Raw genomic sequence first — 23373 nt, forward strand, 5'->3', positions numbered from 1 at the left:
GAATTTCAGGAATTTTGGTATATAATATTAATTGTAAAGTCACAAATCAAGCATTACTTTGATAAATGATTTTCAAATTTTGCAATTTAGAGAGCTAGAATTAATAGACTTTCCTGCACTTTTGCAATAAAATAACATCTACTTTTTTAAAGTCTTAATTCCCATTTCAAACAATGCAAAACTTAACAGATCCGCATTTTCGCCAATCACTTGTTCCGTAGAACGTCCGGCACCGTGTCCGGCATTTTTCTCGATTCTCAAAAGAATTGGATTGCTGCAAGATTGTTTCTCCTGCAACTCTGCCCCAAATTTGAAAGAATGCGCCGGCACTACTCTGTCGTCGTGATCACTCGTTATAATCATCGTTGAGGGATAGCAAGCTCCAGTTTTCACTTGGTGAACCGGCGAATAGGATTTCAGATATTCAAACATTTCTTTGCTGTCCTCAGCTGTTCCGTAATCGTAAGACCAACCCGCACCAGCCGTGAATTTATTATACCTCAGCATATCCAAAACACCAACGCCCGGGAAAGCGACTTTTGCCAAATCCGGTCTCATTGTCATCGTTGCTCCAACCAAAAGTCCACCGTTGGAACGTCCGGAAAGCGCCATATATTCCTTAGATGTGTAACCTTTTGACTGCAGATATTCTCCGGCTGCGATGAAGTCTTCAAATACATTTTTCTTTTGCTGCTTGGTTCCTGCATCGTGCCATTTTTTACCATATTCACCACCGCCACGGATGTTTGGAACGGCGTAGATGCCGCCATTTTCCATCCAGATGGCATTCACAACAGAGAAACCTGGCTGCAGACTGATGTTGAAACCACCGTAGGAATAAAGGATGGTTGGATTTTTACCATTCAGCTTTGTTCCTTTTTTATAATTGATCATCATCGGAATTTTGGTTCCGTCTTTTGAGGTGTAGAAAACCTGTTCGGAAACGTAATCTTCAGGATTGAATTTCACATTCGGTTTTTGATAAACTTCTGATTTTCCGGAATCTACATTATACTTGTAAATCGTGCCTGGCGTGATGTAATTAGTAAATGAATAATAAAGATCTTTCTCTTTTTCTTTACCTCCAAAACCGGAAATATTCCCTTTTCCGGGAAGTGAAATTTCTCTGATCAGTTTTCCCGTTTTGTCAAATTGTTTGACGATATCAATCGCATCTTTCATATAAGTTGCGAAGAAATAACCGCCACCACCGGAAATTCCCAACACATTTTCTGTTTCCGGGATCACATCTTTCCAGTTTTCGGGACTCGGATTTTTGATACTTACTTTCACCAATCGCATATTCGGAGCGTCTTTGTCTGTAAAGATGAAAAGATCGTCGCCTTGCGTGTCCACAATATTGGCATTGATGTCAAAACCTTTATTAATCTGAACAAAATCCCCACCGTTTTTTAGATCCTTAATGTAAAGTTCGTTTCCGTTGGTTGCATTGGCTCCGGAAATAATCAGGAATCTTTGATCTTCCGAAACGGCTGCTGACAAGTATCTTCTCGGTGTTTTTTCACCGCCGAAAATCAATTGATCCTGAGATTGTTTTGTGCCTAATCTGTGGTAGTAAACCTTGTGCTTGTCTGTCATTCCGGACAAAACGGTTCCTTCTTTTGGTTTGTCGTAGCTGGAGTAATAGAAACCTGCGTCACCTTGCCAGGAGATGCCGCTGAATTTCACATCAAGCAAAGTCTCGTCGATTTGCTTTTTCGTAATGGCATCGATGACGATAATTTTATTCCAATCGCTTCCGCCTTCGGAGATCGAATAGGCTGCAAGGGTTCCTTTTTTGTTGAATGAAAGGTTGGAAAGTGAAGTGGTTCCTTTTTCTGAAAAGAGATTTGGATCCAGGAAAACTTCGATGTTTTTTGTTTTAGGTCCGGTTCTGTAGATGACAGATTGTGCCTGCAATCCGTTGTTTTTAGAGAAATAGGTGTAATCGCCTTCTTTGAAAGGTGCAGAGATTTTTTCATAATTCCAAATCGTTCTCAGCTGATCTTTAATCGTCTCTCTGAAAGGAATTTTGGAGAGATAATTCTGACTGTAATCCACTTCTTCATCCACCCATTTTTTAGTGACTTCGGAATCGTTTTCCAGATCGCGGTAAGGATCGGCAACCTGGCTTCCGAAATAATTATCTGTCTGAGTTCCTTTTGCTGCTTTCGGATAAGTCATTTTTTGAGAATAAAAAGTGGCTGAAAATAAGACTCCAGCCGTTAATAATACCGGTTTAATATTCATTGATAAAGGTTTTCTCAAAAATACGTAAAGTAATTAGAAATAAAAGAAGGCTGGTAAACAAAGTTATTCCACATTGAAAAACCTCGCAATGTATAAAACCTCAAATGCTATAAAGAAGACAGCCAACGCCGTGTGAAAAGTTTTGTTCCTGACTTTAATTGCAATTAATGAGAGTATAAAATGCGAACTGATCCGCACATAATAAAGCGGTTGCGAACTCAAAAAGTAATGATCGCCTTTCAAAGCTGTGTCTACCATATCCGCCAGAAAACAAATGGCCAGAATTCCGAAAAACCAATTTTTCCTCGAGTAAAAATAATCTTCGTAACTGTTATAATCCTTCAGATCTTCGGGATAGAGAATGGCGCAGAGCAGGTAGAACAAAAGAATGTAGCTGATCAGAAAGATATATTCGGAGAAATTCCATTTTGAAATGAGCTTAAGATTGATTTCCCACCACCAAAAATGAACGATCGAAAGGAAAACGTACAAGACCCACAAAAAGTGAACAAAATAAAACTTCTTTCTCCCGGGATGCTGAATAAAAATGACAGAACCCTTGATCAGGTGCGTCAAACCTAATCCGAGAATGATTCCAAAAATCGATTTTACGTGATCAAATTCCTGCATACGAGTGATTTAAATTTTATTAAATATCGGAAAAAATCTAATACAAAAAATTCCCCCGCCAAAGACGAAGGAACTTTATGAAATATGAATGTTTTGTGTTTTATTTCTGGCTCAGGAAAAATTCTGCCTCGGATTTTCCCCAGTTTGGATCAAGCGCCGTTTTTGTTTTGTAAGTTTTGAACTGCTCCAATGCTTTGTTGAATAGTTCGATGCCTTTTGGTTTGCTGCCGCCATATTGCTCCGGTGTGAAGTAAGCGTCTTCTGCCAAAAGAATGGTAATTCTCGGATTTTCAGGATCTAATTCTTTGGCCTTTGCCAATGCGCTTTGTGCAATTGGTGCTTCCTGCATATAGCGGGACATTGGATCTACCATCATTCTGAATCCGCTGGTGATTTTTTTAAGAATAAAGATTTCAGCATTGTTCGGACTTAGTGCTTCGGCTTTTGCGATGTACTTTTCCGCCTGTTCTGCAGATGGATCCAGGTCCGCTGTTTTTCCCGATCTCATCAGCATTCTACCCTTTTGTATCGTTGCATAAGCAGCATAATAATAAGGTAGCCATTGCGAGTTTTCCTTTGTTCCGATTCTTTCAAAATCATTGGCCAAAGCGGTGAGTTCTTCAGGCGTTTTAGAAGCATCTATTTTGCCAACTTTCTCTGTCATTGTTTTCTCATAAGCAGTTTGTGCAAAAGCAGTGAAACCTAATAGTGAAAGGCTGAATGTTAAAATTAATTTTTTCATTGCGAGTTTATTTTATTTGTTTGTTTTAATTTCTGATTCAAAGATAGATTGAGTTTTCTTTGATTTAAATTTTATTCTGCTGAACCGTAATTTTTGATAACTGAAAGGTTATAAATTATTATTAATAGCATCGTCCGTTTTATCAACACCAAAACTTACGAAGACTCCTACAAAAACAAAGGTATTGACTGGCGGTCTCACGGTAGTTCTGCTATTTCCATCATTTGAATAATTAAAACCATAAACATTATTATTCCCTAAGATATTATTGATGCTAAGAACAAAAACAGTAAACGATTTCGAATCTTTTTTCCCAACGCTTGGTACATAATTCACACTGAAATTGAGTCCGCTGTAGTCTTTCAATTTTCCTTGATTCCTGAGTATGTTATTTCCATCATTTGAAATTATATCATAATAAGGACGGCCTTTGGCATAAGTATAAGACAAATTAAACCCCGTTTTCCAGTCCATAATGAATTTCTTTGCTACAGCATTAAAGGTATGTTTCGAAGCGAAATTCGGTGCTAAACTAAAAGGATAGTTTAAAAAGTCTCTTTTGGAATCCAAATAAGAATACGTCAGCCAATAATCAAACTCTTTGAACGTCTTCTTGTCTCTCCAGAACAGTTCGATACCTTTGGCAAAACCGCCGCCGCCATTACTATCTGCGAATTGGCTGTATTGATTATTGGATGCCGATGATGTTCCATTAGAAACGGAAGAAGTCTTGATCAGCTTATCATATTTTTTATAGAAAGCTTCGAATCTTAAATTTCTGCCTTCTGAGTTTTTCTGAACCTGAAAAATATAATGATCCGCTCTTTGAAAATCGAAATTGTTGGAGATCAGATATTTGCTTTCCGGGTTTTGATAAAACATTCCGTAAGCTAAAGACGTTGTCCATTCTTTGGAAATCCTGTACGCCAAAGCTGCTCTTGGTGCAAAATTCCATTGGTCGAGATAAGACGAATGTTCTGTTCTCGCTCCTATTTTTGCTGACAAATCATTGGTAAAAATCAAATCCGTTTCCGCAAAAGCAGATGAAATGAGATCTTTATAATTCTTTTCGTAAAATCCATAATTCATGATTTCATCAGCATTGTTTAATTCAAATCCTCCACGCACCGTATTTCTTCCCACTTTTCTCTCGATCACCAATTTTGCATTAATATAATTAGACTTACTGTTGATTTTTGTTTGATTGATTTCAACATCATTCTTAAGATTTGCAAAATCCAGATTGCTGGAATTAGAGGAATATGAACCACCAATATTAATAAGATATTTTCCAAATTTTTCTTTGTAAGACAAATTGTGATAGGTATTATTGCCTTTCAAACTAACCTTATTTCTGTCATAATCTGCCTCCAGACTTTCCGATCCTACAGACATCTCGTTTTGATCTACACTACCGTAATATTTGATGAAGCCACCTTTTTTGGTTTTAATTCTGAAGTTCCCATCAAAACTATAGCCCTGAGGATATTTTCCAAAATCTGTATTGAAATTGAATAATTTTCCCATCAGTCCAAGATTGGAATAGCTCCCGGCAATTCCCCAAGATGCTGTTTTACCTTCGTTTAATTTCTGATAATTGGCGCTGAGGAAGATCGGAGAAACACCAAAATCAAATGATGTAGTTTCCGGCAAATCAACACTTTCCAAAATCAAAACTGAAGACAAAGCCTGACCATAAACAGCAGAATATCCGCCACTTGAAAAAATATTTCCTTTGAATAATGATGTGTTAAATCTGTCTCTACCCGCAATTCCCGGAACTGAATTCGTGAAATAATTATTAATCAGATTTCCATCCATAAAGATCTTGGTTTCCGCACCGGTTCCGCCTCTTACAAACAAACCTTCTGTTTCTCCCACTTTCTGAACGCCCGGAAGATAACCTAACGCGGAAGTAATCTGTCCATTTGCGCCAGCCGTTGTGTAAATATCCAGAGGTGTGAGCAAAGCCGCAGCCCGTTTTTTGTCACTCGCCTCAATGCTTCCTGCGGTAATTACAACTGCATTGATTTCGTTAATCTGAGCTTTTAGATTAGCTGGAACTGTCAAATCTTTCCCCTCGAGTTTTACAGGAATTTCTATTTCTTCATAATTGTTAACTGAAAATACTAACATTTTATCTCCTGTCTCTGTCGTCGTAAAAGCGTAATTTCCATTGGCATCCGAAGTTGCGCCATCATAAGTATCTTTCAATGTTACATTTACATCCTTCAAAGCTTTGTTTTTAAAAGTAACTTTACCGGAAATTGTGATTTGTGACCAAATACTGATGCTATTTAACAGCATTAATAGTCCGAAAATTTTGCGTTGAGTTTTCATAGAGTTTAATTTCGGTTCAAAGATATTTCTACTAATGATAATATCAGAATAATTATACCTGAACCGTAAATTATGATGACCGAATCGTAAGATGTTTCACGTAAAACATTTTTTATTGCGTTGGCTTTAAAATTGTTATAGAAGATTTGCAATAATTTATTTTAAAATTATAAAATCGAAAGGTAAAATTTCAAAAGAAAAACCAAACAAGCGACTGCATACGAATCTTAAAAACAATAAATAAACTATTATGAAAAATTTAATACTGATTGGAATCGCTGGATTGACGCTGGCTTCCTGTAAAACTGTTTCAAAACAATATATTGTGCGCCCAAAATCAAAAACTTTGACGCAGGGAACCGCTAACTTTATTCAGAAAAAAGGTAATGTCGAGATGGATCTGAGTGTTTTCAAATTGACGCCAGGATTGCATGCCGTTCACATTCACGAATTTGGAAACTGTAGCGCAACAGACGCTTCATCTGCAGGCGGACATTGGAATCCTTCCAAAGATGACCACGGAAAATGGGAAGGCGAACACTTCCATATGGGAGATATTGGTAACCTTGAAGCTGATAAAGACGGAACTGCAAGGCTGGTTTTCAACACAGATAAATGGTGTCTGGGTTGCGACGATACTATGAAAAACATCATTGGAAAAGCAATCGTGATCCACGCCGGTGTGGACGATTTTCATACGCAACCGACTGGAAATGCAGGTGGACGCGTAGGATGTGTGGAGATAAAATAGGTTGTAGATTAGAGGTTTAAGGTCTCAGGATTTCTAAAACTACTACCTAATCACTAAAACCTTCTACCTAAAAACTATATTTCAAAACTTTGGAAAGCATCAATAATATGGGTGATTTCCAAAGTTTTTTGTCTGTTTGGAAGAACGGAAATAATGTCGAAACGAACTTCTTTGTCAATATTATTTTCTTCGATGTAGTAATTGGCTGCAGATATTAACAATTTGATTTTCTTTTTGTTAACCGCTTCCTGAGGTTCCAAAAATGCATCTGTGTGTCTGGCTTTGACTTCAACAACTACGATTTGATTTTCAAATTCTGCGATGATGTCTACTTCCGCTTTTAGGTAGCGGAAATTACGGGCAAGAATCTTGTAATTGGCCTTAACCAAAAAATCTACAGCTAGGTCTTCTGCTATTTTTCCAAATTCGTTGTGGTCTGCCATCTGAGTTATAATTGATGAATGATAGTTGATAAATGATTAGAACTTAATCTTCACATCCTTCCCGACCTTCATTGTAATTTCTGAACCGATAATCAACGGTCTGTTGTCAAAAATATGTCCGTTTGGAAAGTTAAAAACTGTTGGGAAATCGTACTGGGAAACTCTGTTTGCAATCTGTTGGTTGACGAATGGGTCGAAAGATTCTTCGTAGCTTTTGTTCTCATTTTCTTTTCCCATATTGGTCATTCCGCCTACGATGAGTCCTTTTATTTTTTTGAAAACGCCTGCCAATTCCAAGCTCATAATCATTCGGTCTATCGCGTAGAAATTCTCGCCAATGTCTTCGATGAATAAAATCTTATCCTGAAAATCAAAAGAATATTTGCTTCCCAAAAGTGCATAAATCAACGCGAGATTTCCGCCAACCAAAGTTCCGGAAGCCTCTCCTACTCTATTGTTTTCTGTGGATTCGATTTTGTAGCTTGGGAATTTTCCTTTCAGAATATCGAAGGTTAAATCATAACTTTCGTCGGTTACGCCAAAGCTTGACGTTTTGATGGTTTGTCCGTGGATGGATGCAAAACCTTTTTTCAACAGATAACTTTGAATCACCGTATTGTCAGAATATCCGATAAACCATTTTGGATTCTTCTTGAATTCCTTCAAATCCAGATACTGAACCAAATGCTGACAACCATAACCACCTCGCGAAGCCCAGATTGCGGAAATTTCTGGGTCGTTTAAAGCCCAATTGATGTCTTTAATCCGTTGTTCTTCTGTTCCTGCGTATGAATAGCCGTTTTGGAATTTTGTGTAGAGATTTTCGCCTAAAACGGGTTTGTAACCTTTGCTTTTGATTAAAGCTAAGGTTTTCTCCAGTTGAGTTTCTTCAACAGAACCAGCTGGTGAAATGATGGCGATTTTGTTTCCTTTTTTTAGGGATTTTGGGAAAATGGTGTTTTGCATTTGTGTTGGTTTGATGTGTTAATTTTAACGCAAAGGTCGAAAAGAATTTTTTTATTTTATTGAAAATATTTTAAGATTCGCAAGGACGCTTCGCTCATCAAAGAATCTAGATTAATTGAGTTTGTCATTCCGAAGGAATCTAGACTGTTTAGACTGACTTCATCGAACCACTTCGTTAGGTTTCCTTCGGAATGACAAAATGGTGTTTTAAATTGACTGTTGTTCTATTTAGAATCCGCAACCCGACTTGAGCGGAAATCCTTTTTTGCTTTTTCTTCGTTTTCTTTTGAAGACAAATCGTCGGCAAAAAAGATTGGGAGCGGAAGGCGGATAAGTTGCCCAAATAATTCTTATTTAATCTTCGGCTGTTGCTTCTCTGCTTTTTCTAATTTTTCTTCGAATTTGTTGAATTTTTTGAAGCTTTGCATAAATATAAATACACTGAAAATCATTAAGATACATCCAACTGCTTTTCGGATTTTGTTGGCCACACGCTGGTTGAGTCTGTCGTGGAATTGTTTTGCTAAGATGATTTTGGACAAATCTATCAACAAATAAGTTCCGATGACGATTCCAATGTACAGGACGAAATCCTCGACTTTTGGATAGGCATTTCGGACGGAAACGACCGTTACGAGCCAGAAAAGGACGACGCCGATATTCAGCAAATTGAGTAAAAATCCGTTGAGGAATGTTTTGATGTAGTTTTGGTCGATCAGTTTTTCTTCGCCTTCGATGTGCATTTTGGTCCTTGAAAGAAGCATATAAATGGCATAAATGAGAATCAGAAAGGCGGAAATCCGGTAGAACCCTGGATGTTTGTCGATAAGGCTCACTAAATCCGCGCTGGCATAATAACTGACAACTATGCACAGTAAATCCGCAGTAACCACGCCAATATCCAAGGCAATCGCGTGTCTGGGACCTCTCGAAAAGCTGGTTTCTATGAGCAGGAAAAAGATGGGTCCGATGAACACCAAACTCAGCATAATTCCCAGGCCGACTGCGTATAAAATGAGTTCTAACATTCTTAGTTTTTTGTGAAAAGCAAAATGTATCTTGTGAAAGACGAAGACAAAAATACATTTTACTTTTTAAATAATGTGATTTGAAAATGTAAACTTGAAATCTTCAATGATATAGAACATCGTTTTAAAATGAAAAAGCTAAAATAGAAGTTTTTCTACTTTAGCTTTTTCTATGTGTCTATGTGGTTAATCTTTCTACTCCACTATTTTGAAATCGAGTTGTTTCGCAATCAGATTGGCTTTTACCACTTTGATTTTGACCTCGTCTCCAAGTCGGAAAGTGTTGCCGGTTCTGGAACCGATAATCGCGTAATTCTTCGCATCCAATGAGTAAGAATCGTCCACCAAATCTCGGAGTTTTATCATACCTTCTGCACCGTTTTCAGGGATTTCTACCCAGAAACCGTATTCTGCAACGCCGGAAATAACGCCCGTGAAAACTTCGCCCACGTGGTCTTCCATAAATTTGACCTGCATAAATTTGATGCTTTCTCTTTCCGCCTCAGAAGCCAGTCTTTCCATTGCCGAGCAATGTTTAGCCTGCGTTTCCACTTCTTCCCTATTCGGCGATTTTCCGCCGTCTAAATAATGCTGAAGCAATCTATGCGCAATCAAATCCGGATAACGACGAATTGGCGATGTGAAATGCGAATAATATTCGAAGCCAAGTCCATAATGCCCAATCGGGTCTGTGGAATAAACGGCTTTGCTCATACTTCTCATTGCCAGCGTTTCAATCATATTTTCTTCGCCTTTTCCTTTGACATCGCTCAATAATCTGTTTAATGATTGCGCCACGGTTTGGGTGTTTGCCAAGTCCATTTTGTAACCGAAAGTTCCGACGAAATCTCTCAAAGCAGTCAATTTCGCTGGGTCCGGATCATCGTGGATTCTGTAGATGAAAGTGTTTCCAGTTGGTTCGTTTCTTTTGTTTAATGAAATAAATTCAGATACTTTTTTGTTGGCCAAAAGCATAAATTCCTCAATCAAATGGTTGGAATCTTTGCTGACTTTGAAGTAAACGCCAATTGGTTTGCTGTTTTCATCAAGATTAAATCTTACTTCACTCCTATCAAACGTAATCGCACCATTTCTGATTCTTTCGGCTCTGAGGATTTTGGCTAATTTATCAAGTTGAAGAATTTCTGCTGTCAAATCGCCTTCCTGAGTTTCGATTCTTTCCTGAGCTTCTTCGTATGAAAATCTTCTGTCTGAGTGAATTACCGTTCTTCCAAACCATTGTTTGTGGATTTTCGCATCTTCATCCAGTTCGAACACGGCTGAGAATGTGAATTTGTCTTCATTCGGTCGCAGTGAACAAACATCATTACTCAAAACCTCCGGAAGCATCGGCACTACTCTATCGACCAGATAAACAGACGTTGCCCTTTTGTAAGCTTCATCGTCCAGAATAGTTCCTGGTTTCACGTAATGCGAAACGTCCGCAATGTGAACACCGATTTGCCACAATCCGTTTTCTAATTTCTGAATCGATAAGGCATCATCGAAATCTTTGGCATCTTTCGGGTCAATCGTAAATGTGCAAATGTTACGCATATCCCAACGTTTTGCGACTTCTTCATCGTTGATGCTTCTGTCGATTTGGTCTGCGTCGTACTCCACTTCTGGCTCGAAATTGTAAGGCAAACCATATTCGGCAAGAATCGCGTGGATTTCTGTTTCGTGGTCGCCAGGTGTTCCAAGAACGGTAACGATTTCTCCTTCCGGATTTTTACTTCCTGGTCGCCATTCGCGCATTTTCACGATGACTTTGTCGCCGTCTTGTGCGCCGTTGAAATGATTTTTGGAAATGAACATATCGGTATTCATCGTTCTCTTTTCGAAAACTACAAATCCGAAATCCTTCTCTGCAATCTGCTGGAAAATCCCAACAAAAGTATCTTTTGCACGTTCCAAAACTTCTGCAACGGAACCTTCTACTTTTTTACCTTTGAAATTGTAGGTTACCAAAAGGACTTTGTCGCCTTGCAAAGCATCTTTCACATTTTTCTGATGTACGAAGATGTCATCCGGCATTCCTTCTACTTTTACATAAGCGTTTCCGGATTGGTTGAAATCTATGACGCCTGTCAAAGTCCCTTCAATATTGAGATTGACGATGTATTTTCCTTTCTCGGTCTCTTTGATTTTCTGTAGCGCCTGCAATCTGTGAAGCGCCTGAATTACAAGTTCTCTTTGTCTTGGATTCTTGTAATCTATGCCATCCGCAATCTGTTTGTAATTGTAGATTTTGGATGTTTTCTGATTCATAAAACGAAGGATTGTTCTTCCTAAATCCAGAAGTTTCTGTTCGTTTTTATGAGATGTATTTTTTTTGTTTTTCATTTAATTTAATTGTTTGTTAAGATGATTATGCTCATCTAAAATTTATCCTGTTCCTCCTCAATAATCCTTTTCAGGTCTTCTTCTTTTGGAAGGCTTACCAAATATTTGTTCACAAAAATCTGCTGAGAAAGTCCTGTTGTAGCATATTTTACTAAGGATTCGTTTTTATTGGCACAAAGGATAATTCCTATTGGTGGATTGTCTCCATCGTTTTTTTCGTTTTCGTTATAATAATTCAGATAAACATTCATTTGTCCCGCATCGGCGTGAGAAAATTCGCCCAACTTTAAGTCTATCAAAATATTACAACGCAAAATCCGGTGATAAAAAACTAAATCTATGTAATAATGCGTATTATCAAAAGTGATTCTTTTCTGCCTTGCTTCAAAACAAAAACCTTTGCCCATTTCCAAAAGAAAAGTTTGCAAATGATTGATAATACTCAACTCTAATTGATTTTCTGTGTAAGAAGTTTCTTCCTTAAGATCCAAAAATTCCAAAATATAAGGACTTCTGAAAAAGTTTTCTGCCTGAGGTTTCTCAGATTTTTGATGTTCCTCCAAGACTTTTACCTTGTCTTTACTCAAACCTGTTCTCTCGAAAAGCATAGAATTGACGGCTCTTTGCAATTCCCGAACCGACCAATTATTACTTATAGCTTCTGTTTCGTAGAAAGTTCTTTTGGTGGAATCATCCAGTTTCAAAAATTCTACGATGTGTGTAAAACTTAAATTATTAATAAGCTTGTCTATGTAAGAATTATCTGAATCAAAATACTGTTCTTTAGATTTTGCGGTCAGTGACTGCAAAATTTCATTCAATTGATTATCAACAATATATAATTTTGTAGTCGGTGACTGCAAAATGTTTTGATATGTTTTATAAAAAGTAGAAAACCAATAAAGATTTCTTTCGGACATTCCGGGAATATCTCTGCATTTTCTTGCTATTTCCTTATACAAATTCTTGCCATATTCCGCTCTGTCATTCCCATTGAGTTCATACTCTGAAATATAAAAACCAATCAACCAGTTTCTCAAAGTCAATGCTATATTCACTTGTCTTTGAGCTTGGTTTTTGAAGAAACTTTGGGTTTCTCCGATTTTGGAAATTAGTAAAGATATTTCTTGCATTGTTCTAAATTAATCCAAAATGTGGATTTAATTTTTAATAAAGATAAAATAAAATAGGGGAGTTTGGGAAACCTTTGTATTAATTTATGGTTTCGTGAGAAAGACTTTCTCTGTGAAATGCGTTGCAAAGATATAACTTTAAAAATAAAGCCTGTAATCTTAGCAATTACAGGCTTTTTATGTTTAGCAAAATGCGATTTTATCAACTCTGTTCTGATGTCTGCCACCTTCAAAATCCGTGGTCAGGAACTTATCTACAATCTCGAATGCTAATTCTTTTGAAATGAATCTCGCAGGAATCGAAATCATATTCGCATTGTTGTGTTGTCTTGCCAAAGACGCAATTTCCGGCATCCAGCAAAGTGCACATCGTATTTTCTGATGCTTGTTAGCTGTGATTTGTACGCCGTTTCCGCTTCCACAAATCAAAATTCCCAATTCGTTTTCTCCGTTTTCTACAGACGTTGCAGATGGATGCACAAAGTCAGGATAATCAACAGAATCAGCAGAGTAGGTGCCAAAATCTTGGACTTCATACTTCCCGTCGAGGTATTTTTTGATTAGTTCTTTATACTCAAAACCCGCGTGGTCACAGGCTATTGCAATCTTTTTCATTTCTTTTGATTTATAGATTTATTTCAAGGATAAAATTAATACATATTTTATTAATGTTGGCATACTATTTTAATACAATTATCAATAATACTCTGGATTAATTATTTAAATATCAACAATATAAAATTAATAATGATAATTAAATAATCAAATTTTACAATCATTAATAAAAAAGATAATAGAATGTTAGAAATTGTTAGAAAACCTGTGGATAACTTCTGTCAAGTATTTCTTTTTACAACTGATAATTTTTAGTAATGGACTATTTTCTGACAACTTCAATTCTTTATTTCAAATTAGTTTTGGTTCACTTCAAGGAAGTTTATCCCCAGAATGGTTTCTAATATTGGCAACGGAAATTAATTACAAACATTTGTTGATAACAATCTTAATGATTTGATTATCAATATTAAATTAATGTTAAAAACCTACTCATTAATCCACATTTCGTGTGATGAAAAAATAAAGTTTTATTTCTCCGCATACTACCGCACTACAACAATAGACTACAATATTATTTTTTTATAAAAAGAAAAAGAGATGTATAATATTGTAATGAAGGTTTGTGGATTCTTTTTGCAAATTAAATTTTTGAAAGGGAAGAATAAGTTTTAAATTTGTGAAACAAAGAGGGCAGGATTTATTCTGTTCTTTTTAATAAAAACTTTAAAAATATTATTTAATGAAAACTATAAAAGATTTCGATTTTAAAAACAAAAAAGCCTTAGTACGCGTTGACTTCAATGTTCCTCAGGACGAAAATCTGAAAGTGACGGACAATACCAGAATTGTTTCTGTAAAACCTACCGTTGATAAAATCCTTGCTGATGGCGGTTCTGTAATCTTAATGACGCACCTTGGAAGACCAAAAGGCGAAGTAAACGACAAATATTCTCTTAAAAATATTCTGGATGAAGTTTCTTCAGTTCTTGGTAGAGAAGTGAAATTTGTGGACGAATCAATAGGAGAGAAGGCTGAGCAAGCTTCCGCTGAACTTCAACCTGGCGAAATTCTTTTGTTGGAGAATCTTCGTTTTCATAGTGATGAAGAAAAAGGTGATGAGGCTTTTGCTGAGAAGTTATCAAAATTAGGTGATACTTATGTGAATGATGCCTTCGGAACTGCGCACAGAGCACACGCTTCTACAGCTGTAATCGCTGAGTTTTTCCCTTCTACTAAATTTTTCGGTTTACTGATGGAAAATGAATTAATTGCCATCGATAAAGTTCTAAAATCTGGTGAAAAGCCTGTAACTGCGATACTTGGAGGTTCGAAAGTTTCTACAAAAATTACAATTATAGAAAATATTCTTCCAGCAATTGATAACTTAATCATCGGTGGTGGAATGTCTTTCACATTCATCAAGGCATTGGGCGGAAAAATCGGACAATCAATTGTTGAAGACGATAAATTAAGTTTAGCGCTTGAAATTCTTGAGAAAGCAAAAGAACATAATGTAGAAGTTTATCTTCCAACTGATGTTGTGATTGCTGATGATTTCAACAACGAGGCTGAGAAGAAAGTAGCTGACATCAGAGAAATCCCTGAGGATTGGCAAGGTTTGGATGCAGGTCCAAAATCAAGAGAAATTTTCAATGATGTTTTATTAAACTCAAGAACGATTCTTTGGAATGGACCAATCGGTGTTTTTGAAATGTCAAATTTTGCTGAAGGAACTAAAGCTTTAGGTGAAAGTATTGCTGAAGCAACTAAACTTGGCGCATTCTCCTTAGTTGGAGGCGGAGACAGTGTTGCTTTTGTGAAACAATTCGGATATTCTGACAAAGTAAGTTATGTTTCGACTGGAGGAGGAGCAATGTTGGAAAGTTTGGAAGGTTTGGAACTTCCAGGCGTTGCCGCAATCAACAAATAAGAATATATTTTCTAAAATATAAAAAACCGACAAAGCAATTTGTCGGTTTTATTTTTGTCTGTACTTGAATTATGTTCAAGAAAAATATTTTAAGCGATTCTCAAGGACTTTTGTAAAATTTAGAAATTCGGCCAAATTTCTAGATTTTTTTAATTATTAACAAATTTTGAACAAAATGTCTGAAAATTGACCTTCAGAAACTGCTCAAAAATCGATTTTCTATCTTTTTTCTATAATGTATATCAAACTCGAAAATTCGGTGTTAAAAAGTGCCTTTACGTTAGAAATCGTTCCGTGGATGACAGCTTTTAGCCAAAAAAGAGGTGATTTCTTATATTTTTCACTCAACATCGAGATATAAAATGAATCGAGTAGTAGCGGTTTGATTTTTCTTAATTTCCAATCTGGATTTTTAGAAATCAAATTTTCCATTCCGTTTTTTGAAAAATGATAGATGTGTCTTGGTACATCATAAGCCGCCCAAAATTCTTTATAATGTTTCGCATCGTAAGAAGTCGGATTTGGAACTGCGATAATCAGCAAACCTTTTTCCTTTAATTTTGAATGAAAAATCTCCAGCATTTCTTTTTGATTTTCGATGTGTTCGAAAACGTGCCATAGTGTAATGGCGTCCAGACTTTGATTTTCTATTGAACTTAAATCATCAATAAGTTTTGCCTTTGACGTCTTATTTTTCGCTGCATTTCTTGCGTCCGAATTTGGTTCAAACCCGAAAGTTTCAAAATCATTTTCGATATATTTTACAAATTCTCCCGCACCGCAACCGTAATCTAACACTTTAGAATCCTTTTTTATTCTGTCCAGAAGAATCGTTTTCTTGTACTGCAAATTGAAAGATTGTAAAAATTTATAAACTTTTTCCTTCAAACTTCCTGTGTCCTGATGATGCGAAATGTAATCTTCACTCTCATAATATTTGGAAATATTCGATGGAATAGGAGACGTCTTGAAAACACCTTTTGTTTCAGTTTCTATAATTTCGAATTCTTCTTGAGAGAGAAAATGGTCTTTAATTTTCATATATTAATTCAAAGTTTAAAGTTCAATAATCAAAGTGATAAACTCGGAATATTGAACTTTGAATAATAATGTTTCACGTGGAACATTGGTTATTATCTTCCTAAATAAATCAGTAAAACATTGATATCAGAAGGAGAAACACCACTGATTCTACCGGCTTGAGCGATAGTAACTGGTCTTACTTTTGCCATTTTTTGTTTAGCTTCTGTTGATAAAGATGCTATTTTTGAATAATCAAAATCTTCGGGAATTTTAAATGTTTCCAAACGGTTAAGCTTAGCTACATTTTCCTTTTCTTTCTCGATGTAACCTTTGTATTTGATATTGATTTCAGCCTGTTCTCGGACTTCTTCTTTGTAGGCTGAAGTAATATCCTTGATAGTTTGAATCTCATCTAATTTATCCAATGTCATATTAGGACGGGTTAAGTAATGAGAAGCTCTGTAAGCTTGGTCAACTGGAGAAGATTCAATAGATTCTAATATTGGGTTTATAGTTAGAGGTTTGATAGAAGTTTCTCTCAAATAAGCTTCCAGTTCATCACTTTTTGTGATTTTTTCCTGAACATTTCTTAATCTTTCTTCTTTTGCCAAACCAAGATTATAAGCTTTTTCTGTCAATCTAATGTCTGCATTATCTTGTCTTAGAAGCAATCTATATTCTGCACGGGAAGTGAACATTCTATAAGGTTCTTCTGTTCCTTTTGTAATCAAATCATCGATTAGAACGCCGATATAAGCCTCATCTCTGTTGAGAATGAATTCACCCTTGTCGTGAACTTTGTTGTGCGCATTAATACCCGCCATCAAGCCTTGTCCGGCTGCTTCTTCATAACCAGTCGTTCCATTGATTTGCCCAGCAAAATATAGGTTTTGAATCAACTTAGTTTCAAGTGTGTGGTACAATTGAGTAGGAGGGAAGTAGTCATATTCTATTGCGTAACCAGGACGGAAAACTTTCACATTTTCAAAACCTGGAATATGTCTCATTGCTTTGATTTGGACATCTTCCGGAAGTGAAGAACTGAAACCATTTACATAGATTTCCACGGTTTTCCAACCTTCTGGTTCTACAAATAATTGATGTCTGTTTCTTTCTGCAAAGCGATTTATTTTATCTTCAATACTCGGGCAATATCTTGGCCCCGTACTTTGAATCGTTCCGTTGAACATTGGGCTTCTGTCAAAACCTTCACGTAAAATATCGTGTACGGTTTCGTTGGTGTAAACGATGTGACAGCTTAATTGTTTGGTTAACTTAGGCGTATCTAAATAACTGAATTTCTGGGGATTTTCGTCGCCTTTTTGTTCTTCCATTTTGGAATAATCGAGGCTTCTTCCGTCAACTCTTGGAGGAGTTCCTGTTTTCATTCTTCCAGATTCGAAACCTAATGAAACCAATTGCTCTGTGATTCCGAAAGCTCTTGGTTCGCCCATTCTTCCACCACCTAATTGTTTGTCTCCAACGTGAATCAAACCATTAAGGAATGTTCCGTTTGTGAGAACTACAGACTTTGATTTGATTTCTATTCCTAAACCTGTAACAACGCCGACAGCTTTACCATTTTCGATGATTAAGCTTTTAACCATATCCTGAAAAAAATCAAGGTTTGGTGTGTTTTCAAGTGCTAAACGCCATTCTTCAGCGAAAACCATTCTGTCGTTTTGGGTTCTTGGTGACCACATTGCCGGACCTTTGGAAAGGTTCAGCATCTTGAATTGGATGGCTGATTTGTCCGCAATGATTCCGGAATATCCGCCCATTGCATCAATCTCACGGACGATTTGTCCTTTGGCAATGCCACCCATTGCCGGGTTGCAACTCATCTGTCCAATGGTTTGCATATTCATTGTGACCAAAAGGGTTTTGGAGCCTAAATTGGCTGCAGCTGCTGCAGCTTCACAACCTGCGTGGCCTGCACCAACGACGATAACGTCGTATATTTCTGTAATCATTTTATTTGCTTTTGGCTAAAAGCTATTCGCTAATAGCAATAAAATTTGATAATTTAAATCGATATGTTCCACGTGAAACATTATCTAAAATTTCTTTTAAAATACTAATCGTAACTAGCCCTGATTGCAGCGGCATCCTTTTTTGTTTTTTTATGCAATCACTTCTATTGGATTGACAAATGTTCTGAAAAAACAAAAAAGATATAGCGGAAAGCAGGATTAGCTCCTAAAAATTTGAATATCTGGTGATATAAAAATCTTCTTTTTGGCGCATTGTGGATTCTGCTTCCTCGGTTTTGTCCTTGTAACCGCAGAGATGAAGAATGCCGTGAGCCAAAACTCTGCGGAACTCCTTTTCTGAATCCTGCGATAGGGTAGAAGCGTTGTCCAAAATGCGGGGCAAAGATACGAAAATATCTCCTGAGATGGTTTTCCCCTTCACATAGTCAAACGTGATGATGTCGGTGTAGTAATCGTGGTCGAGATAATCCTGATTTACCTTGAGAAGATACTCGTCGTCGCAAAAGATGTAATTGATGTCGCCGAGTTTTTTGTTCTCGGAAAGAATCAAATCTTCCAGCCAAATTGAAATGTTGGAATCTATCTTTTTTGGGTCGATGTTTTCGAAAAAATAGTTTATCATAATGTTAAAACCAGTGTCCTAAAATCACACTGAAAATAGCTTTGTGGTTGTTGAGTGATTTGCTCAGATTCAATTTTACTTGCCCGAAGGGCGATTTGTAGCCCGCCGTCAAACCGATTGAACTGTAATTAAGTTTGACTGCATCTTCGAATTTGATGGAGTCGAAAAGGTTTGCAAAACTGAAATTCCCGACCAGAAAATAATTCTTGCCGAAGCGCAATTGAAAATCATTGGATGCTAGAAAAATATTGTTGTCATTGAGCAATCCAAATTGAAAACCTGCAAATCTTTTAAAATTAACTATGTTCTGTTCAAAAATTCCACCAATCCTATATTGATAAAATGATGGGAGATTTTCTCCAATTGTGATACCTCCGTATAAATTCAGGCGATACGTGAAAAGCTTAGAGATGTAGAAATTCATTTTGATGTCTGCTTTCACGAGCAATGGTTTCTTATCTATTTCGTCGCTAAACAAGTCAATGATTTTCCCTTCAGCATTGAAATAAAATCCTTTCGTAGGGAAATCTTTGTCATTCTGAGTATCGCTTTTAAGGAAGACATACGGATTCATAAATTTGGCGTCTTTTTTATCTGCGCCATTTTTATCGCTTTCGAAATAATCATAGCTGAGTCCGCCTCCCATTGCAAATTTATCTTTCCATACAGATTGGATAAAAACTTCGTTTCTGAACCAGTCCCAACTTTCTACCGTGTTGTTATCCGAATTTTTCAAATCAAAACTCATAGCTGAGGAGTAAATCCCGAATCCTGGTATGTAGCCATTATCGATAAAATAGTTGAAATAATAGCGAGGTTTATCTCCCACGACGATATCCAAAGAAAGATTCGAATTTCTAAATAGCAGTCGTTTTGCTGAGTAATTTAGAAGCAATCCGGTTTTGAAAATCTCATCGTAATGCAGACCGATTTTCAGGAAATGGCGGGTTTCATCTTCGGTAACGTTCAGCTTGAGATAATTGCTGTTGTTTTCCTGCACGATATCATAATTGATGAACTTGTAATTGTTGGTCGCATAAAGCTTATCCAACATCTTGTTGATGCTTCCATAAGTCTGCATAGAAGGGATTTTAAGCCCCATTTTTCCACGAATGTAGTTTGACCTGTAGATTTTGGCGTTATCTACCACGAGGCTGTCAATTTTGTAGACATTAGAGAAGATGGGGTTGATGGAAGACCTGACCCTTTCAAAATTCCGTTTTGGTAATTCTTTCAGGATATCTGTGTATTTTAAGGCTTCCACATAACCACTGTCAAGGATTTGACGCTTGCTGTCGTAGCTTGTTGCTGTGATTCCTGTAAGATTTGGTTTGATATTGATATCCGTATATTTGTATTGATTTTTGGTTTCTTTTTGAATACCAAAGTCTATGACTTGATTAAGGATTGAAATTACGCTATTCAGATTGTCACGCTTTGTTAAAGGTTGATTTAAATCCACGCCAATCACAATATCAATTCCCTTATCTTTCAAAGGTTTTGAAGGATAATTGACGCTCATTGCACCATCAACATAAATACTGTCACCAATTTTCACAGGCTCCAAAAGCGAAGGAAAAGCCGAACTAGCCAATATGGAAGACACCAAATCACCTTTTTCAAAAACCTTCATCTCGCCACTTTCTATGTTCGTAGCAACACACATAAAAGGAATAGGTAATTTGGAGAAATCGTCAATATTAGAAACGTTTTTCATCAATTCTTTGAGAAGATAAATATTCCTTTGGCCAGTGCTGATGGACGATGGAAAGGAAACTTTACCATTTCTGAGCGGAATTGTCAGCAGATATTTGTCCACACTTTTATTGAAAAATGAGGTTTCCTGACGCGTTTTGGGGTCGGTAATCAACGAATAGAAATCCGTATCCATTACGATTTTCTCAATGTCTTTTCCTGTGTAGCCAGAAGCGTACAAACCACCGACAATTGCGCCCATACTGGTTCCGGAGATGTAATCGATTTTGACACCAAGAGAATCCAAAACCTTCAACACACCAACGTGCGTAAAACCTTTGGCTCCACCGCCGGACAGAGAAAGTCCGATACGAGGATTTTTTGGGATGACAAGATTTTCCTTTATCTGAGAATTTATCGTCAGATAAGCCAAGAAAATTACCAGATAAAAGAGTTTCTTAATCATTTTAATTTTTTATATAAATTCTTTTTACTCGCGGAGAAATAGAAGTTAGAACTTCGTAAGTAATTGTATTACAATATTTTGAAAATTCTTCCAAGGTTGGATGCGAATTGAAAATCACCACAGAATCGCCTTCTTTTACATTTGCATTATCCACATTTATCATCATCATATCCATACAAACGTTACCGACAATTGGGCAAAGTTTTTTATTAATGCCAACATTTCCGACCTTATTTCCAACCATTCTCGGGATTCCGTCTGCATAACCAACAGGAATTGTAGCGATTTTTGTATCGTGTTCCGCTTTGAATTTTCTGCTGTAACCAACTGATTCACCAGATTTTACCTCAGAAATTTGAGACACAACAGTTTTGAAACTGACCGAGTCCTGAAGTTGTTTTTTAATCTTTTTGTTAGAAGATTCGCCAATCATTCCGATTCCGATTCTAACCATATCATATTGATAATCAGAATAATTTGAGATTCCCGCTGAATTTAAAATATGTCTTAAAGGTCTATATCCAAGTTGATTGATGAGATAACTTGAATTCTTCTCGAAAGTTTTAATCTGGTTTAATGTAAATTCTTTCTCTTCTGGAACATCAGACGACGAGAGATGGCTGAAAATACTCTGAACTTTGACATTCATTGTATTTAATTTTTCGTTTAATTCATCCAATTCAAAATCCTTAAAACCAAGCCGATGCATTCCTGTTTCGAGCTTAATGTGAATCGGATATTTTTGCTGATTTCCGGATTTGATTAATTGCTCATTGAATAATTCTAAAACTCTCAGACTGTAAATTTCTGGTTCCAAATTATACTCAATCACAGCATCATAGCTGTGTTGCTCGGGATTCATTACGATAATTGGCGTCGTGATTCCTTTTTTCCTTAATTCAACGCCTTCGTCTGCGAAAGCAACGCCAAGATAATCAATGTGATGCAATTGTAAGAATTCTGAAATCTCATAACTTCCCAATCCATAAGCATTTGCTTTTACCATTGCCATCATTTTGGTTTCCGGTTTTAGCAAAGATTTATGGAAATTGATATTATGAAGAATCGCATTTAAATTAATCTCCAAAACTGTATCGTGTTTCCTCAATTCAAGAATTTCTTTGATTTTTTCAATCTCGAATTTTCTTGCACCTTTTAGAAGAATAACTTGATTTTCAATTTCATTAATTACTTTGCTATCAATGAATTGATTTGTATTATTAAAAGTAAAAGTTTCAGATTTAAAAAGTTCGTAAAACGCGCTAATTTCTTCTCCAATTAGAAAGACTTTATCAAATTTCTGCTCATTCACAAGCTCCGAAACTTCAGCATAAAGTTCCTGTGAATTATCGCTGGAATCCAAAATGTCCGTTAGAATCAGGGATTTTTTTGGCTTGTTATATTCACCGATAAACTGAAAGGCAATCTTCAAAGAATCCAAATCCAGATTATAAGAATCATTGATAATCAGATTATTTCTAATGCCTTCAATACTTTCCAGACGCATTTCAATCGCTTTCAGAGCATCAATTTTTTCTTTGATGTCAGAATTAGAAATTTTTAATTCTTTCAAAATCCCGATTAATGCGAGAACATTTGTTAAAGTTGCTTCGTCTCTTTGAAAAATCGGAAGCGTGATGATTTCATCAAAATATTTGATTTGAATATCCTGGGTTCTGTCATTCACATCAGAAATAATATGAATGTCATTATTAATCTCTAATCCGTATGATATTAATTTTTTACTTGAATATAATTGATTTATAATTTTGACTGTCAATAAATTATCAGCATTATAAAATATAATTTCTGAGTTTTTGAATAGCTTTAATTTTTCATAAATCAATTCTTCCTCAGAACTGAAATTCGCAGAATGCGCAGAACCAATATGCGTCAACAATCCAATTTTTGGATGGAAAATATTTTCCTGATTTTCCATTTCATTTGGCTTCGAAATCCCAACTTCGAAGATTCCCAACTCGTGTTTTTTATCGATTTGAAGTAATGATAACGGCAACCCGATTTGAGAATTAAAACTCTTCGGACTTTTCACCGTTACGAATTCATTCGCCAGACATTGATACAGCCATTCTTTCAAAATCGTTTTACCGTTGCTTCCGGTAATTCCAATCGAATTGATGTCAGAATGTTCAAAATGATATTTTGCCAAAGTCTGTAAAAACTCAACCGAATTTTTTGTAATGATTTGATTGATAGAAGGATTATCAATTTGATTTTCAGTAATAATCGTGTCAATTCCTTTCTCGATGACAGAATCAATATATTTCTGACCTGAATTTTTTTTGGTATTGATAGCAAGAAACGCAGTGTGCTTCGTAGAATAAATCGTCCTACTGTCAAAAGCAATATTTTTGATTTTGATTTCGCCGTTTCCGATGACTTCGGAATAGGTAATGTCTGCAATTTCTTTGATGGTGTAATTCATTGATTTACAA

At 36.3% G+C, this 23373-nt stretch carries 17 protein-coding genes; 2 read left to right on the top strand and 15 right to left on the bottom strand.

What is annotated here, in order from left to right; all coding sequences use genetic code 11:
- Positions 1–138: 138 nt before the first annotated feature.
- The 4 genes from LUD75_RS06250 to LUD75_RS06265 form a co-directional block, all read right to left on the bottom strand.
- Positions 139–2184: a prolyl oligopeptidase family serine peptidase gene (locus LUD75_RS06250; RefSeq protein ID WP_232704924.1), complete on the bottom strand. Its 2046-nt coding sequence runs from the start codon at positions 2182–2184 to the stop codon at positions 139–141.
- Between the two features lie 129 nt (positions 2185–2313).
- The gene (locus LUD75_RS06255) at positions 2314–2880 is read right to left on the bottom strand and encodes a hypothetical protein (protein WP_232704798.1); all 567 of its coding nucleotides are present in this window, start codon (positions 2878–2880) and stop codon (positions 2314–2316) included.
- A 100-nt stretch (positions 2881–2980) separates the two neighbouring features.
- Complete coding sequence (locus LUD75_RS06260) at positions 2981–3622, bottom strand: hypothetical protein (protein ID WP_232704799.1); 642 nt, start codon at positions 3620–3622, stop codon at positions 2981–2983.
- Positions 3623–3730: 108 nt separating this feature from the next.
- Positions 3731–5962: a TonB-dependent receptor gene (locus LUD75_RS06265; protein ID WP_232704800.1), complete on the bottom strand. Its 2232-nt coding sequence runs from the start codon at positions 5960–5962 to the stop codon at positions 3731–3733.
- Between the two features lie 250 nt (positions 5963–6212).
- On the opposite strand from LUD75_RS06265, the gene LUD75_RS06270 reads away from it, so the two are divergent.
- Positions 6213–6713, top strand: coding sequence for a superoxide dismutase family protein (locus LUD75_RS06270; protein ID WP_232704801.1), 501 nt, complete (start codon positions 6213–6215; stop codon positions 6711–6713).
- 74 nt (positions 6714–6787) lie between these two features.
- Here LUD75_RS06270 and LUD75_RS06275 read toward each other — a convergent pair whose 3' ends face one another.
- The 6 genes from LUD75_RS06275 to rpiB all read right to left on the bottom strand — a co-directional run bounded on the left by LUD75_RS06275 (position 6788) and on the right by rpiB (position 13244).
- Positions 6788–7156: a YraN family protein gene (locus tag LUD75_RS06275; RefSeq protein ID WP_232704802.1), complete on the bottom strand. Its 369-nt coding sequence runs from the start codon at positions 7154–7156 to the stop codon at positions 6788–6790.
- Between the two features lie 36 nt (positions 7157–7192).
- Positions 7193–8122: an LD-carboxypeptidase gene (locus LUD75_RS06280; RefSeq protein WP_232704803.1), complete on the bottom strand. Its 930-nt coding sequence runs from the start codon at positions 8120–8122 to the stop codon at positions 7193–7195.
- A gap of 350 nt (positions 8123–8472) precedes the next feature.
- Positions 8473–9150, bottom strand: a complete 678-nt coding sequence (locus tag LUD75_RS06285) for a LysE family transporter (protein ID WP_034963621.1) — start codon at positions 9148–9150, stop codon at positions 8473–8475.
- Positions 9151–9345: 195 nt separating this feature from the next.
- Complete coding sequence (rnr, locus tag LUD75_RS06290; protein ID WP_232704804.1) at positions 9346–11496, bottom strand: ribonuclease R; 2151 nt, start codon at positions 11494–11496, stop codon at positions 9346–9348.
- Between the two features lie 35 nt (positions 11497–11531).
- The gene (locus LUD75_RS06295; RefSeq protein WP_232704805.1) at positions 11532–12629 is read right to left on the bottom strand and encodes a PDDEXK nuclease domain-containing protein; all 1098 of its coding nucleotides are present in this window, start codon (positions 12627–12629) and stop codon (positions 11532–11534) included.
- 183 nt (positions 12630–12812) lie between these two features.
- Complete coding sequence (gene rpiB, locus LUD75_RS06300; RefSeq protein ID WP_232704806.1) at positions 12813–13244, bottom strand: ribose 5-phosphate isomerase B; 432 nt, start codon at positions 13242–13244, stop codon at positions 12813–12815.
- A gap of 682 nt (positions 13245–13926) precedes the next feature.
- Here rpiB and LUD75_RS06305 point away from each other — a divergent pair.
- Complete coding sequence (locus LUD75_RS06305) at positions 13927–15117, top strand: phosphoglycerate kinase (protein WP_232704807.1); 1191 nt, start codon at positions 13927–13929, stop codon at positions 15115–15117.
- Positions 15118–15336: 219 nt separating this feature from the next.
- Here the strand turns inward: LUD75_RS06305 and LUD75_RS06310 are convergent, their stop codons facing one another.
- The 5 genes from LUD75_RS06310 to LUD75_RS06330 form a co-directional block, all read right to left on the bottom strand.
- Positions 15337–16158 (bottom strand): class I SAM-dependent methyltransferase, encoded by an 822-nt coding sequence (locus tag LUD75_RS06310; RefSeq protein WP_232704808.1) that lies wholly within the window; start codon positions 16156–16158, stop codon positions 15337–15339.
- A 92-nt stretch (positions 16159–16250) separates the two neighbouring features.
- Positions 16251–18113, bottom strand: a complete 1863-nt coding sequence (gene mnmG, locus LUD75_RS06315) for a tRNA uridine-5-carboxymethylaminomethyl(34) synthesis enzyme MnmG (protein WP_232704809.1) — start codon at positions 18111–18113, stop codon at positions 16251–16253.
- 226 nt (positions 18114–18339) lie between these two features.
- The gene (gene ybeY, locus LUD75_RS06320; RefSeq protein WP_232704810.1) at positions 18340–18756 is read right to left on the bottom strand and encodes an rRNA maturation RNase YbeY; all 417 of its coding nucleotides are present in this window, start codon (positions 18754–18756) and stop codon (positions 18340–18342) included.
- A 4-nt stretch (positions 18757–18760) separates the two neighbouring features.
- Positions 18761–20917: a patatin-like phospholipase family protein gene (locus LUD75_RS06325; RefSeq protein ID WP_232704811.1), complete on the bottom strand. Its 2157-nt coding sequence runs from the start codon at positions 20915–20917 to the stop codon at positions 18761–18763.
- A 1-nt stretch (position 20918) separates the two neighbouring features.
- Positions 20919–23363, bottom strand: a complete 2445-nt coding sequence (locus tag LUD75_RS06330; protein WP_232704812.1) for a bifunctional UDP-N-acetylmuramoyl-tripeptide:D-alanyl-D-alanine ligase/alanine racemase — start codon at positions 23361–23363, stop codon at positions 20919–20921.
- Positions 23364–23373 lie beyond the last annotated feature (10 nt).

Origin of the sequence: Epilithonimonas sp. JDS, from assembly GCF_021261315.1 — a bacterium.
In the GTDB taxonomy this organism is placed as follows: domain Bacteria; phylum Bacteroidota; class Bacteroidia; order Flavobacteriales; family Weeksellaceae; genus Epilithonimonas.